At 66.7% G+C, this 13,385-nt stretch carries 14 protein-coding genes; 4 read left to right on the forward strand and 10 right to left on the reverse strand.

Annotation, left to right across the window (positions count from 1 at the left end; translation table 11 throughout):
- Window positions 1-9: 9 nt before the first annotated feature.
- From E7811_RS10825 to E7811_RS10850, 6 genes are all read right to left on the reverse strand, one after another.
- Window positions 10-1,008 (reverse strand): ABC transporter ATP-binding protein, encoded by a 999-nt coding sequence (locus E7811_RS10825; protein WP_136394640.1) that lies wholly within the window; start codon window positions 1,006-1,008, stop codon window positions 10-12.
- Window positions 1,009-1,035: 27 nt separating this feature from the next.
- Window positions 1,036-2,058 (reverse strand): Gfo/Idh/MocA family protein, encoded by a 1,023-nt coding sequence (locus E7811_RS10830; protein ID WP_136394641.1) that lies wholly within the window; start codon window positions 2,056-2,058, stop codon window positions 1,036-1,038.
- A complete protein-coding gene (locus E7811_RS10835) occupies window positions 2,055-2,894 on the reverse strand; it encodes a carbohydrate ABC transporter permease (protein WP_136394642.1) in 840 nt (279 codons plus the stop codon). Before E7811_RS10835 ends, E7811_RS10830 begins: the two co-directional genes overlap by 4 nt.
- Before the next feature lie 10 nt (window positions 2,895-2,904).
- Entirely contained in the window at window positions 2,905-3,825 is a 921-nt protein-coding gene (locus E7811_RS10840) for a carbohydrate ABC transporter permease (RefSeq protein ID WP_136394643.1), read from the reverse strand.
- 84 nt (window positions 3,826-3,909) lie between these two features.
- Window positions 3,910-5,160 carry an ABC transporter substrate-binding protein gene (locus tag E7811_RS10845; protein ID WP_136394644.1) on the reverse strand — a complete coding sequence of 417 codons (1,251 nt, stop codon included), beginning with the start codon at window positions 5,158-5,160 and terminating at the stop codon, window positions 3,910-3,912.
- Window position 5,161: 1 nt separating this feature from the next.
- On the reverse strand, window positions 5,162-6,064 hold the full coding sequence (locus E7811_RS10850) for an N-acetylmuramic acid 6-phosphate etherase (RefSeq protein WP_136394645.1): 903 nt from the start codon (window positions 6,062-6,064) through the stop codon (window positions 5,162-5,164).
- 152 nt (window positions 6,065-6,216) lie between these two features.
- Here E7811_RS10850 and E7811_RS10855 point away from each other — a divergent pair, with 152 nt between their 5' ends.
- The 4 genes from E7811_RS10855 to nagA are packed head-to-tail and all read left to right on the forward strand — an operon-like array spanning window position 6,217 to window position 9,998.
- A complete protein-coding gene (locus tag E7811_RS10855) occupies window positions 6,217-7,056 on the forward strand; it encodes a BadF/BadG/BcrA/BcrD ATPase family protein (RefSeq protein WP_136394646.1) in 840 nt (279 codons plus the stop codon).
- Window positions 7,056-7,841 carry a GntR family transcriptional regulator gene (locus E7811_RS10860; protein WP_136394751.1) on the forward strand — a complete coding sequence of 262 codons (786 nt, stop codon included), beginning with the start codon at window positions 7,056-7,058 and terminating at the stop codon, window positions 7,839-7,841. Before E7811_RS10855 ends, E7811_RS10860 begins: the two co-directional genes overlap by 1 nt.
- Entirely contained in the window at window positions 7,838-8,863 is a 1,026-nt protein-coding gene (locus tag E7811_RS10865; protein WP_136394647.1) for an SIS domain-containing protein, read from the forward strand. Before E7811_RS10860 ends, E7811_RS10865 begins: the two co-directional genes overlap by 4 nt.
- Window position 8,864: 1 nt before the next feature.
- A complete protein-coding gene (gene nagA, locus E7811_RS10870; RefSeq protein ID WP_136394648.1) occupies window positions 8,865-9,998 on the forward strand; it encodes an N-acetylglucosamine-6-phosphate deacetylase in 1,134 nt (377 codons plus the stop codon).
- Window positions 9,999-10,034: 36 nt separating this feature from the next.
- Here nagA and E7811_RS10875 read toward each other — a convergent pair whose 3' ends face one another.
- From E7811_RS10875 to E7811_RS10890, 4 genes are read right to left on the reverse strand one after another with little or no spacing between them, the layout of a single operon-like run.
- Window positions 10,035-10,724: an ABC transporter ATP-binding protein gene (locus E7811_RS10875; RefSeq protein ID WP_136394649.1), complete on the reverse strand. Its 690-nt coding sequence runs from the start codon at window positions 10,722-10,724 to the stop codon at window positions 10,035-10,037.
- Window positions 10,721-11,470: an ABC transporter ATP-binding protein gene (locus tag E7811_RS10880; RefSeq protein ID WP_136394650.1), complete on the reverse strand. Its 750-nt coding sequence runs from the start codon at window positions 11,468-11,470 to the stop codon at window positions 10,721-10,723. Before E7811_RS10880 ends, E7811_RS10875 begins: the two co-directional genes overlap by 4 nt.
- Window positions 11,463-12,443, reverse strand: coding sequence for a branched-chain amino acid ABC transporter permease (locus tag E7811_RS10885; RefSeq protein ID WP_136394651.1), 981 nt, complete (start codon window positions 12,441-12,443; stop codon window positions 11,463-11,465). Before E7811_RS10885 ends, E7811_RS10880 begins: the two co-directional genes overlap by 8 nt.
- A gap of 3 nt (window positions 12,444-12,446) precedes the next feature.
- Window positions 12,447-13,358, reverse strand: coding sequence for a branched-chain amino acid ABC transporter permease (locus tag E7811_RS10890; protein WP_136394752.1), 912 nt, complete (start codon window positions 13,356-13,358; stop codon window positions 12,447-12,449).
- Window positions 13,359-13,385 lie beyond the last annotated feature (27 nt).

Raw genomic sequence — 13,385 nt, forward strand, 5'->3', positions numbered from 1 at the left:
CCGCGGCGCTCAGCGCAGCCGCTTGCCCGCCGCATCGAAGTGGAACAGATGCGCCGCATCGAAATCCACCCCGATGTCGGCATCCACATCGTAATTGTGTTCGCCGAACATCCGCACCGTCAGCATCCCGTGCTGCACGGTGGTGACGTAAACCAGCGTCTCGCCCCCAAGACGTTCCACATGGTTGACCCGGCCCCGGATCTGCCCGCCACCGGGATGCAGCGTCAGGTGTTCGGGCCGGATGCCCACCGTTTCCGATGACAGGCCCAGCAAGCCCGATTTCAGGAAGTTCATCTGCGGGCTGCCGATGAACCCCGCAACGAAGGTGTTGTCGGGATCGTTGTAAAGGTCCATCGGCCGGCCGACCTGTTCCACAAGACCGGCGCGCAGCACGACGATCTTGTCGGCCAGTGTCATCGCCTCGACCTGGTCATGGGTGACATAGATCGTGGTTGCATTAAGCTCGCGGTGCAGGCGCGCGATCTCGATCCGGGTCGCCACCCGCAGGGCGGCGTCAAGGTTCGAGAGCGGTTCGTCGAACAGAAACAGCTTGGGCCGCCGCACGATCGCCCGCCCGATCGCCACCCGCTGACGCTGCCCGCCCGACAGTTCCGCCGGGCGCCGGTCCATCAGCGGCTGAAGCGACAGCATCGCCGCCGCCTTGTCGGTCGCGGCGATGATCTCGGCGCGCGCGACCCCCGCCTGCTTCAGCGCAAGACCCATGTTGTCGCGCACTGTCAGATGCGGGTAAAGCGCATAGGTCTGGAACACCATCGCGATCTCGCGCTTGGCTGGCGCAAGGTCGTTGATCCGCGCCCCGTCAAGGATCACGTCGCCGCTTGTCACATCCTCAAGCCCTGCGATCATCCGCAAAAGCGTGGACTTGCCGCAGCCCGAGGGACCGACGAACACGCAGAACTCGCCCTCGCTGACCTCCAGGCTCACGCCCTTGATGACATCGGTCTTGCCGAAGGACTTGGTGACATTGGAAAGGGTCAGTGCGCCCACGGGGCTCTCCTCACGCTGTTACGGGCCTTACAGTTTCACGGGCTGGCCGCTGCGCACGCTTTCATCGGCGGCAAGGCAGACGGCAAGCGACCGGACCGCATCGGTCATGTGGCGCGACAGGTCGATGTCTTCCAGAATGGCGCGGGCCATGAACGCCTGTTCGCGGTCGCACAACTGCTGATGGCCCGGCTCATCAGCCATCGACAGATCCTCGTCGCCCCGCCCCACCCGGTGAACCCGCAGCGTGGATGTTTTCGTGTGCGTGTCGATATCGTCCGAGCGCGCGGTTTCCGGCATCCGGATCGACACCGCCCCTTTCGGGCTGACCACATCCTTCACGAAGAACGCCGTATCGCTCATCATCGGGCCCCAGCCCGCCTCGTACCAGCCCACCGAACCATCGGCGAAGATCACCTGGAAATGCCCGTAATTGTACATGTCGGGGCCGATCTCCTCCGACAGGCGCAGGCCCATGCCGCGCACCTCGACCGGGGCGGCGTCGGTGATCTGGCACATCACGTCCACGTAATGCACGCCACAATCCACGATCGGTGGCGTGGTCTGCATCAGCGCCTTGTGCACCTCCCAAGTCGGGCCGCTCGATTGCTGGTTCAGGTTCAGGCGGAACACATAGGGCCCGCCCAGATCCCGCGCCTCGGCGATCAGGCGCTGCCAGCTCGGATGGTGGCGCAGGATGTATCCCACCACCAGCTTGCGCTTCAGCCGGCGGGCCGTTTCCACCACCCGTTCGGCATCGGCCACGGTGGTGGCCAGCGGCTTTTCGACAAAGACATGCGCGCCCGCCTCCATCGCCGCGACCGCATATTCGGCATGGCTGTCGGAATAGGTGGCAATGCAGGCCAGGTCCGGTTTCGTTTCGGCCAGCGCCTCGTGGAACTCCGGATAAAGCGGATAGCCCTGCAATTCCACCGGCAGGTCGACGGGCGAGCGGTTGACCAGCCCGACGATCCGGAAGGCCGGATCCGCATGATAGGCCAGCGCATGGCTGCGCCCCATGTTGCCCAGACCGGCGACAAGAACGTTGATCATTTGACGGCTCCTGCGGTGATGCCCCGGATCAGCTGGCGCGAAAAGATCAGATACAGCACCAGCACAGGGACGATGGCGAGCGACAACGCGGCCAGAACCGCGTTCCAGTTGGTGACGAACTGCCCGATGAAGACCTGGCTGCCCAGTGTGATCGTCTTGACCTCTTCGGCCGGCGCCAGGATCAGCGGGAACCACAGATCGTTCCAGATCGGGATCATGGTGAAAACGGCGACCGTGGCCATCGCCGGGCGCACCAGCGGCAGGACCAGCCGGAAAAAGATGGTGTATTCGCTCAGCCCGTCGATCCGACCCGCGTTCTTCAGATCGTGCGAGACGTTGCGCATGAACTCCGACAGGATGAACACCGCCAAGGGCAGGCCCTGCGCCGTATAGACAAGCACCAGCGCAGTGCGCGTGTTCACAAGGCCCGAGGCGACCATCAGCTGCAGGATCGCGACCGTGCCCAGCCGGATCGGGATCATGATGCCCAGGGCCAGGTAAAGCCCCATCAGCGTGTTGCCGCGAAAGCGGTATTCCGAAAGGGCAAAAGCCGCCATCGCGCCGAACAGCAGGACGAAGAACAGGCTGGCCACAGTGACGATCAGCGAGTTCAGGAAATACTGGAAGAAATCCCCCTGCGCCAGAACGGTGGTATAGCCCACAAGGTCGAAATTCTCGGGCAGGGGCAGCGCCAGCGGATCGCCGAAGATCGCCTTGCGCGACTTGAAGCTGTTGATCACGATCACGAAGACCGGGAACAGCGCGATCACGGTCCAGGCGATCAGGATCGCATGGGCGGCAATGCTGCGGGCGGGGGAATGGCGGGCCTTGTGCATCGCGGGCCTCTCAGAACTGATAGCGGCGCAGCCGCGTCTGCACCAGGAACAGATAGACGCAGACGCCCAGCAGGATGATCAGGAACATGACCGAGGCGATCGTCGCCCCCATGTGCGGGTCCCCCAGTTGCAGCTGGAACCCAAAGAAGGTGCGGTAAAGGAAGGTGCCCAGGATGTCGGTCGCGAAATTCGGCCCGGCCAGCGCGCCCTGCGCCACGTAGATCAGGTCGAAAGCGTTGAAATTGCCGACGAACGTCAGGATCGAGATGATCCCGATCGACGGCAGGATCAGCGGCAGCTTGATCTTCCAGAACTGCGACCAGCCGGTCACGCCGTCCATCTCGGCCGCCTCGATCACCTCATCGGGGATCGACAGCATCGCCGCATAGATCAGCATCATCGGGATGCCCACGAACTGCCAGACCGATACCAGCGCCAGCGTCGTCAGCGCGTATTCCTCCTTGCCAAGCCACGGCGCGAACAGCGCCTTCAGCCCGACCATGTCCAGGATCCCCGGCGCGATGCCCCAGATCGGCGACAGGATCAGCTTCCAGACGAAACCCACGATCACGAAGGACAGGATCGTGGGAATGAAGATCGCGGTCCGGTAGAAGGCCGCCATCCGCAGCCGCGGCGACGAAAGAAGCGCGGCCAGCAGGATGCCGATCGGGTTCTGCACCAGCATGTGCACGACAAAGAACCAGGCGTTGTTGGCCAGAGCATTCCAGAAACTGTGCGACCAGCGCGGATCGCCGAACAGGGTGCGGAAGTTTTCAAGCCCGACAAAGACACGTTCGCGCGTGGCATCCAGATTGAACAGCGACAGGTTCAATGTCCCGAACAGGGGGATGATCATGATCGCGGTATAGACCAGCACCGCCGGGGCCAGGAAAACCACGATATGCCAGCGAAAGGCCCTGCGTCCCGTCACCGCCCTCTCCCTTCATTCTGGTGAAAGTATCCTCTGGGGGTCCGGGGGGCAGACAGCCCCCCGGCCTTGGCGCGGATCGCGCTCTTACTTCTGCGGCTCGTACCAGCTGGCCAGGCCGTCCTGCAGGCGCTTGGCCGCATCCTCGGGCGTCTCTGTCCCGCGGATCACGTTGGCACTGGCGTTCCAGGTCTCGTTCTCCAGGTTCGGCGTGCCGCGCGACAGGATCTGATAGGTGGACCGGATGGTCGACTGGCACTTCGCCCGCCAGCCGACGAACTCCTGCGCCAGGGGATCGGCCATCTCGACCGGGGTCGAGTTCAGGCTGAAGAAGCCCGGCAGGGCATTGGCATAAAGCGTCGCGAACTCGGGCGAACCCACCCATTCAAGGAAGGTCTTGGCCGCATCGGCATTGGCCGACTTGGCGTTCATGCCAAGCGCGATGTCGGTGTGGTCCGAGATATAGCAGGTATCCCCCGCGGCCGCGACCGGCGGCGGGAAGGCCCCCATCTTGAAGGCGGCCTGGGTGTTGAAGCCCGAGATTTCCCACGACCCGGCGGGATAGATCGCCGCCCGGCCAAGGGTGAACAGGTTCTGGCTGTCGGGATAGGTCTGCGCCTCGAATCCGTCGCCCAGATAGTCCTTCCACTTCGCAAGCTGGCGATAGGGCGCGACCCAGGGTTCGTCCGTCAGTTTCTGCTCGCCTGCGATCAGCGCCTTGCGGCCCTCTTCGCCCTTCCAGTAGTTCGGGCCGATGTTGTTGTAGCCCATGGTCGCGGCTTCCCACTGGTCGTTGGTGCCCATCGCCATCGGGATGTAGGTGCCATCCGCCTTGATCTTGTCCAGCGCGGCGAAGAATTCCGCCTCAGTGGTGGGCACTTCGATGCCCAGTTCCGCGAAGGCATCGGCATTGTAGATGAAGCCGTGGATCACCGAGGCCATCGGCACGCAGAAGGTGGCCGAACCGTCATCGGTCTGCCATGCCGATTTCGCGACGTCCGAGAAGTTCGCCATCGAGGCAAGGCCCGACAGGTCGGCCAGATGGCCCTTGTTGTAAAGTTCGAGCGAGGCATCGAACGGGCGGCAGGTGATCAGGTCGCCCGCCGATCCGGCATCCAGCTTGGAGTTCAGCACGGCGTTGTATTCCGCCGGCGCGGTCGGGGCGAATACGACCTTGATGCCGGGGTTCGCGGCCTCGAAGGCGGGGATGATCGTCTGCTGCCAGATCGTCAGGTCGTCGTTGCGCCAGCTTTCGATGGTCAGCGTGACATCCTGCGCATGGGCAGCCCCGGCCAGCAGCGTGCTGGTCAGGATGGCAAGGCGAAGTCTGGATTTCATGTCAGTCTCCCGGTTGGTTTTTGGTCTTCAGCACGGCGGCCAGATGCCCGCCGGTTTCGTTCAGCGCCTCAAGCGCGCGGTCGGGCGGCATCCCCTGCGCCACAAGGATCGCGGGTTTCACCGCGCCCCCGGTCGCCGCCAGGGCCGCATCGGCCCGCGCACGCGATACGCCGGCGACCGCCGCGACGATCCGCGCCGCGCGATCGGCCAGCTTTTCGTTATCGGCCGCAAGGTTGACCATATACCCATCGTGGACGTGGCCAAGCCGGATTCCGACAAGAACCGACAGCATGTTCAGCGCCACCTTCTGCGCGGTGGCCGCCGCCATGCGGGTGGAACCCGAAATCACCTCGGGCCCGGTGTCGATAAGGATGGGAATGTCCGCCGCCTCCAGCAGGGGCGAGTCGGGTACATTGGCGATGCCGACCACGGTCGCGCCCCTGCGGCGGGCCTCGGATGCCACCGCCAGCGCATAAGGGGTGCGGCCCGAAGCCGACAGGACCAGCACCGTATCGCCCGCCGCCATTCCCGAACGCTCCACATCCGTGTAGGCGAGGCCGGTGTCATCCTCGACGCTGCCGATCATGTGCAACAGCGCTGACACGCCTCCGGCGAACAGCATCGGCGTACGATCCGGCGAAAGGCCGAACGTGCCCGCAAGCTCAAGGCAGTCGGCCAGCGCCATCAGGCCCGAACTGCCTGCCCCGGCATAGGCCATCCGCCCGCCCGCGCGCAGCGATTGCGCCCCCGCTTCCGCCGCACGCCCGATTGCTTCCAGCGCGGGCTCCAGCGCGCGCAGGCCCGCAGACTGGGCCGCCAGCAGATCTTGAAGAACCGCGACACCCGGCCGCGCGTGCAGCCCGTCCGAAGCTGGATGCCGGTCTTCCGTGCTGCGGAGCGCCATCTGATTCCTCCCTCATAAAAGATAATGCCAAATTAATACCAATTGTAAAGCACCCTTCAAATTATGCCGATTTCGGCCTCATCATTGACGTATCTCAGATCGTCCTTTTAATTTGGTATTCCTTTGGTATTGTTCATGCAAAAGGAATCGGCATGGCGCTTTTCTTGGGCATTGACGGGGGCGGCACAGGATGCCGCGCGGCGGTGGCGGATGATGCCGGCCGCATCCTTGGCACGGGCCGCGCCGGGCCTGCCAATGTCAACAGCGACCCCGACGGCGCCCTGTCGAATGTGCTGGCAGCGACGGCAGAGGCGCTGGACGGCACCGGCGCCCGTCCACAGGACCTGATCGCCGTGCTGGGCCTTGCCGGCGCCAATGTCACATCCGCCGCACAGGCGCTGGCCACGGCCCTGCCCTTTGCACAAAGCCATGTCGTGACCGATGCAGTCACGGCGGCGCGCGGCGCGCTTGGGGATACGGACGGGATCGTCGCGGCCATCGGTACCGGATCGGTCTTTGCCGTCTGCCGGGGCGGGCGGCTGCGCCAGTATGGCGGGCGCGGGTTCGTCCTGGGCGACGAGGGCAGCGGCGCGGTCATGGGGCGGATGCTTCTGGCGCGGGCGCTGCGGGCCGAAGACGGGTTCGAGCCGATGACACCGCTTCTGCGGACGGTCCTGCAGGACATGGGCGGGATCGAGGGGGTGATCCGCTTCGCCTCGTCCAACCCACCTGCCGCTTTCGCGGCGCTGATGCCCCGCCTGCTTGGCGCGGATGACCCGGCCGCCCTGTCGGTCCTTGCCGCAGGCGTGGCCGACGTGCGGGCGATCCTTGCCCGCTTGCAGGCCGACGGGCCGTTGCCGGTGGTCTTCCTCGGCGGCCTTGGCGCACATTACGCGGCGGCGCTTGCGGGCCTCTGGGAACAGCGCGCGCCTCTGGGATCGGGCGTGGACGGGGCCCTGGCGATGGCGCGCGGCCTGACGGTGGGGGCATGATGGACGATCTGTTTTCCCCTGACGGCTTTGATGAAACCGGCGCCGGGCCGCTTTACCTGCAACTCCATCGCCGCATCGCCGAGGCGATCGGCTCGGGCCGGCTGAAGCCCGGCGACAGCCTGCCCCCCGAACGCGAGATGGCGGCGCTTACCGGCCTTTCCCGTGTCACCGTCCGCAAGGGGGTGGAGGCGCTGGTCGCCTCGGGGCAGCTTGTCCAGCGGCGCGGGTCGGGCACCTTTGTCGCGCCGCGTGTGGAACGGCTGGAACAGGCGCTGTCGCTGCTGACCTCGTTCACCGAGGACATGGAGCGCCGCGGCAAGACGGTGGAAAGCTTCTGGCTCGCGCGCGGCCTGCATGCCCCCGCCCCCGAAGAGGTGATGGCGCTTGGCCTTGGCGCGGGTGACAGGGTGGCGCGGCTGGAACGGGTGCGCACGTCCGACGGCGTGCCGCTGGCCATCGAACGCGCCTCCCTGCCCGCGTCGATCCTGCCCGACCCCGAAGCCGTGACCCGGTCGCTTTACGCGGTGCTTGAGGATCGCGGCCTGCGCCCGGTGCGCGCGGTGCAGCGGATTTCGGCCGCCAACCTTGGCCAGCGCGACGCCGATCTTCTGAACGTGCCGCAGGGCGTGGCGGGGCTCAGGATCGAACGGCTGTCCTATCTGCCCTCGGGCAAGGTCGTGGAATTCACCCGTTCGCTCTATCGCGGCGATGCCTATGACTTCGCGGTGGAACTGAAGCTGGCCCCCGAAACGGCGCACAGGCCGCGCGAAAGGATCCCCGAATGACCCAAAGCCACATGGCGCGCGAAGTCGCCGAAATTCCCGAGGCGGCAGCCCGGTTCCTGAACGGGTCGGGCGCGGCGGTGGCCCGCGCCGCCGATGCGATGCGCGCCTGCGACCCCGCGCTTGTGGTGACGGTCGCGCGCGGATCATCCGATCATGCGGCGACCTATCTGAAATACGCCTTCGAGATCGAGGCGGGCATCCCCGTGGCCTCGGTCGGCCCGTCCGTCGCCTCGATTTATCGCCGTCCCCTGCGGCTGCGTCAGGCTGTCTGTCTGGGCATCTCGCAATCCGGCCGCAGCCCCGACATTGTCGAGATGATGCGCAGCGCGGGCGAGGGCAGCGCGCTGACGATCGCCGTGACCAACCACGCCGACAGCCCGATGGCCGCCGCTTCTGCCCATTGCCTGCCGCTGGCCGCGGGCGAGGAACGCAGCGTCGCGGCGACCAAGACCTTTGTCACCAGCGTCCTGGCGGGGTTGGCGCTGCTGGCCGAATGGCGGGGCGATGCGGCCCTGCGCGCGGCGCTTCTCCGCCTGCCGGACGATCTGGCGCAGGCCATCGCGCTGGACTGGGAGCCACTTTCGGCGCGCCTCGCCCGCGCATCCTCGGCCTTCGTGCTGGGACGGGGGCCGGGGTTTGCGATCGCCAACGAGGCGGCGCTGAAGTTCAAGGAAACCTGCGGCCTGCATGCCGAAGCCTACAGCGCCGCCGAGGTCCTGCACGGCCCCGCCGCCATCGTGCAGGCGCATTTCCCGGTTCTGGCCCTTGGGGTGGAAGATGCCGCCCTGCCGCAGCTTTGCGCCACGGCGGAACGGCTGGCGGCACAGGGGGCGGATGTCTTTCTGACCGGGGCCGATGTGGCGGGGGCCACGCGCCTGCCGTCGGTCGCGGGGCTTCATCCGATGGTCGCGCCGCTTGTGGGGATCGCCGGGTTCTATGCCTTCATCGAACGGCTGGCCCGCCGACGTGGGCTTGATCCCGACGCACCCCCCCATCTGCGCAAGGTGACGGAGACTGTCTGAGATGCCCCGAACCCATGTCCTGACCGGCGCGCGCCTCTTTGACGGAACCGACCTTCACGACGGTCTGGCCGTGGTGATCGAGGGGGGCGTGATCGCCGCCTTGATCCCCGACAAGGAGGCGCCCGCCGATGCCGAACGCGTGTCCGGCATCCTTGCGCCCGCCTTCGTCGATCTTCAGGTGAACGGCGGGGGCGGCCGGTTTGTCGGCGCCGGGACGACTGCCGCCGACCTTGCCGCGATCTGCGCCACACACCGGGCGATGGGAACCGCCGGCATCCTGCCCACGCTGATCACCGATACGCCCGAGGCCACCGCACGGGTGATCGCTGCCGGGATCGGTGCGATCGGTGCGCCGGGGTTTCTGGGCCTACATCTGGAAGGCCCCCATCTGGACCCGCGCCGCAAGGGCGCGCATGATCCGGCCCTGATCCGCCCGATGACGGATGCGGATCTGGCGCGGCTTTGCGATGCCGCGCGGCGCCTGCCTGTCCTCATGGTCACGCTGGCCCCGGAATCCGCGACACCCGACCAGATCGCCGCGCTTGCGCAGGCGGGGGCGATCGTCAGCCTGGGGCACACCGATTGCGGTTACGACACGGCGCGCGCCGCCTTCGCCGCCGGGGCGCGGTGCGCCACCCACCTGTTCAACGCCATGAGCCAGCTTGGCAACCGCGAACCCGGCCTTGTGGGCGCGGTGATGAACGGAACCTGCGCGGCGGGCCTGATCGCGGACACGATCCATGTGCATCCCGCCGCCATGCGCACGGCGTTGACGATGCGGAGCGAGGGCATCTTTCTTGTCACCGATTGCATGGCCTTCGCCGGGACCGACCTGACAGAGCTTGAACTCCACGGCCGCCGCATCCTGAGGCGCGAGGGGCGGCTCACGCTGGATGACGGCACGCTGGCGGGCGCCGACCTGACGCTGCCCGAGGCCATCGGCAATCTGGTCAGGTGGGTTGGCATCGCCCCCCGACGCGCGCTGGCGATGGCCAGTTCGATCCCCGCCGGGGTGATTGGCGCGGACGACCGGCTTGGCGCCATCGCCCCCGGCCGCCGGGCCGAGTTGGTCCTTCTCGACAGCGATTTCGCACGGGACCGCTGCTGGTATGATGACGGCTGGCACGATGCCTGACCGCCGCCCCTTCCCTGCCGCCGCCTTCGGGGCCGGTCACACGCCCAGGTAACGATCCGTCAGTTCGGGCGTCAGCCCGTCGATCCCGCCGGTCCAGACCGTCGCGCCCCGTTCGACGATCACCGCGCTGTCGGCCACGGTCGCGATTTCCTTCAGCGACTTGTCGACAAGAAGGATGGAAAGGCCATCGGCCTTCAGTTGCCGCACGCCGCGCCAGATTTCCTGCCGCACCACGGGGGCCAGCCCCTCGGTCGCCTCGTCCAGGATCAGAAGCCGCGGGTTGGTCATCAGCGCCCGGCCGATCGCCAGCATCTGCTGTTCGCCCCCCGACAGGGTCCGGGCAACCTGTGTCATCCGTTCGGCAAGGCGCGGGAACAGCGCGCAGACACGGGCCGTATCCCAGGGGCCCGGGCGAGCGGCGACCAGCAGGTTCTCGGCCACCGTCAGGGGCGCGAAACACCGACGCCCCTCTGGCACCAGCCCGACGCCCAGTTGCGCCACGCGCGGGGCGGAAAGCCGGGTCACGTCCTGGCCCGCCAGGCGCAGGCTGCCGCCGGTCGCGGGCAAGAGGCGGGTGATGCAGCGGATCGTCGTCGTCTTGCCCATGCCATTGCGCCCCATCAGGGCCACGACCTGCCCTTCCTCAAGCGTCAGCGACAGGTCGAACAGCGCCTGCACGCTACCGTATGAGGCGGTCAGCCGATCGATCTGAAGCAGCGCGGTCATGCCGCCTCTCCCAGGTATGAACGGCGCACCTCGGGGTTGGCGCGGATCTCGTCGACGGTGCCGGTTGCGATGATCCGGCCATAGACCAGAACCGAAATCCGGTCGGCCAGCGCAAAGACCGCATCCATGTCATGTTCGACCAGAAGGATCGGCGCCTCGGTCCTGAGGTCCGAAAGGATCGCCGTAAGCTGCCGGCCGCCCTCCAGCCCCATCCCCGCCATCGGTTCATCCAGCAGGAAGGCACGCGGGCGCAGCGCCAGCGCCATGGCAATCTCCAGCTTTCGGCGTTCGCCATGCGCCAGTTCGGCGGCTTTCACCCCGGCGCGACCGGACAGGCCCGCCTGTTCGATGTGAAAGGCTGCAGGCTCGGTCAGCCTGTGATCCGACAGGGCCGGTCGCAGCAGGCCGAAGGCGTTGCCGCTGGCACCGGCGACCGCCAGCATGACGTTCTGAAGGACGGTGAAATCGGGAATGACCGATGACACCTGAAAGCTGCGCGCAAGACCCAGACGGGCGCGGGCCGCCGCGTCCAGCCCGTCGATCACCTGCCCCTCGAAACGGATGCTGCCCTGATCGGGGCGGATCTCGCCGGTGATCTGCCGGATCAGGGTCGATTTTCCGGCCCCGTTCGGCCCGATCAGGGCGTGAATCTCGCCAGGCCGCAGGGTCAGGCTGACATCGTCCGTGGCCACAAGCGCCCCGAAGGATTTTCGCAGCCCGGTCAGTTCCAGGATCGGCTCATGCATGGCGGCGGCTCCCGGTGACGATGCCGATCAGGCCACCCGGCGCGAACAGCACGATCGCCAGCAGCAACAGTCCCAGAAGCGCCTGCCAGTAATCGCTGACACCTCCCAGAAGGTGCTCCAGCAGGATGAAGATCGCGGCCCCCGCCACCGGGCCGCACAGCCGCCCGACCCCGCCCAGGATGACAAAGACCATGATCTCGCCCGACATGTGCCATGACAGCATCGCCGGGCTGACGAACCGGTTGAGGTCGGCGTAAAGCGCCCCCGCCAGCCCCACGATCATCCCCGACAGCACGAAGGCCGTAAGGCGGATGCCGTAGGGGCGGATGCCGACCGCCACGGTGCGCTGGCTGTTCTGCCGCGCCGCCTGAAGCGCCAGCCCGAAACGCGATTGCGTGACGACCGCCGTGAACAGCAGCGCAAGGCCCAGAAGCGTGGCGCAGATCGCGAAATACTGGATCGGATCGAAGGTGTTCAGGCCGGGAAAGGTGTTGCGGACATAAAAGCTCAGCCCGTCCTCGCCGCCGTATCGCGGCCAGCTGATCGCGAAGTAGAACAGCATCTGCGCGAAGGCGAGCGTCACCATGATGAAATAGACGCCCGTCGTGCGCAGCGACAGCGCCCCGATGACCAGCGCGGCCAGACCGGCCGCGACCATCGCCATCGGCCAGATGCCCAGCATCTCGTTGCTGCCCGCAAGCGTGAAGGGCAGGGTCAGGATGGGCTGGCCGCTGGCCGCGTGGCTTGCGAAGATGCCGGTGACATAGCCGCCGATGCCGAAGAAGGCCGCGTGGCCGAACGACACCAACCCCCCGTAACCCAGTGCAAGGTTCAGGCCCACGCCCGCCAGCCCGAAGATCGCGGCCTTGGTGGCCAGCGTCACGGTGAACCCCTCGCCCATCAGATGCGCGCCGATCGCGGTGGCGACCAGAAGGCCGAAGATCACGAGGTTGATGGTCATGTCCCGCCGCATGGATCAGGCCCTCGCGCCATAAAGGCCCTGCGGCCGGGCGATCAGGATGACCGCCATCAGGATGTAAATCATCATCGAGGCCAGCGCCGAGCCGATGGTGTTGGCGCTGGACGGGTCCATGACCGTAGCCAGAAGCCCCGGCAAGAGCGCCTTTCCCAGCGTGTCGGTCATCCCCACCAGCAGGGCCCCCACCAGCGCCCCCTTCACCGATCCGATCCCGCCGATGACGATCACGACAAAGGCCAGAATCAGCACGGGTTCCCCCATGCCGACCTGCACCGACTGGATGGACCCCACCAGCGCGCCCGCAAGCCCCGCAAGCGCCGCGCCGAGGGCGAAGACGATGGTGTAAAGCCGCGCGATATCGACGCCCAGGGCGCCGATCATCTCGCGGTCGGCCTCACCCGCGCGGATGCGGATGCCAAGACGGGTCCGCGTGATCAGCAGCCAAAGCCCCAGTGCCACGGCAGCCCCCACCGCGATGATGACCAGCCGGAACACGGGGTATTGCAGCCCGCCGGGCAGTGTGACGGCGCCCGACAGGGCGGACGGCAGCGTCAGGTACAGAGGGAACGATCCGAAGACCCAGCGTGTGCCTTCCGAAAAGAACAGGATCAGCGCGAAGGTGGCCAGCACCTGATCCAGGTGGTCGCGGGCGTAAAGCCTTCGGATCACCGCCATTTCCACAACGGCGCCCGCCGCCGCCGCGGCGGCAAGGCTGGCGGCCATCCCCAGCCAGAACGATCCCGTCGCCGCTGCGACCGCCGCGCAGGCGAAGGCGCCGATCATGTAAAGCGACCCATGCGCCAGATTGATCAGCCCCATGACGCCGAAGACCAGCGTCAGGCCCGCCGCCATCAGGAACAGCATCATTCCGTATTGCAGACCGTTCAGGGCCTGCTCGGCCAGAAGCAGCACGCGCGTCTTCCTTCGTGTCAGGGA

The sequence above is a fragment of the Aliigemmobacter aestuarii genome, assembly GCF_004799285.1.
Lineage (GTDB): Bacteria > Pseudomonadota > Alphaproteobacteria > Rhodobacterales > Rhodobacteraceae > Aliigemmobacter > Aliigemmobacter aestuarii.

What these genes read in the sequence shown, in the direction of transcription:
- E7811_RS10865 (WP_136394647.1), top strand. Translation starts at nt 7,838, where the DNA reads ATGACCCAAAGCCACATGGCGCGCGAAGTCGCCGAAATTCCCGAGGCG.
- E7811_RS10850 (WP_136394645.1), bottom strand. Translation starts at nt 6,064, where the DNA reads ATGGCGCTCCGCAGCACGGAAGACCGGCATCCAGCTTCGGACGGGCTG.
- E7811_RS10835 (WP_136394642.1), bottom strand. Translation starts at nt 2,894, where the DNA reads ATGCACAAGGCCCGCCATTCCCCCGCCCGCAGCATTGCCGCCCATGCG.
- nagA (WP_136394648.1), top strand. Translation starts at nt 8,865, where the DNA reads ATGCCCCGAACCCATGTCCTGACCGGCGCGCGCCTCTTTGACGGAACC.
- E7811_RS10885 (WP_136394651.1), bottom strand. Translation starts at nt 12,443, where the DNA reads ATGCGGCGGGACATGACCATCAACCTCGTGATCTTCGGCCTTCTGGTC.
- E7811_RS10830 (WP_136394641.1), bottom strand. Translation starts at nt 2,058, where the DNA reads ATGATCAACGTTCTTGTCGCCGGTCTGGGCAACATGGGGCGCAGCCAT.
- E7811_RS10845 (WP_136394644.1), bottom strand. Translation starts at nt 5,160, where the DNA reads ATGAAATCCAGACTTCGCCTTGCCATCCTGACCAGCACGCTGCTGGCC.
- E7811_RS10855 (WP_136394646.1), top strand. Translation starts at nt 6,217, where the DNA reads ATGGCGCTTTTCTTGGGCATTGACGGGGGCGGCACAGGATGCCGCGCG.
- E7811_RS10860 (WP_136394751.1), top strand. Translation starts at nt 7,056, where the DNA reads ATGGACGATCTGTTTTCCCCTGACGGCTTTGATGAAACCGGCGCCGGG.
- E7811_RS10875 (WP_136394649.1), bottom strand. Translation starts at nt 10,724, where the DNA reads ATGACCGCGCTGCTTCAGATCGATCGGCTGACCGCCTCATACGGTAGC.
- E7811_RS10880 (WP_136394650.1), bottom strand. Translation starts at nt 11,470, where the DNA reads ATGCATGAGCCGATCCTGGAACTGACCGGGCTGCGAAAATCCTTCGGG.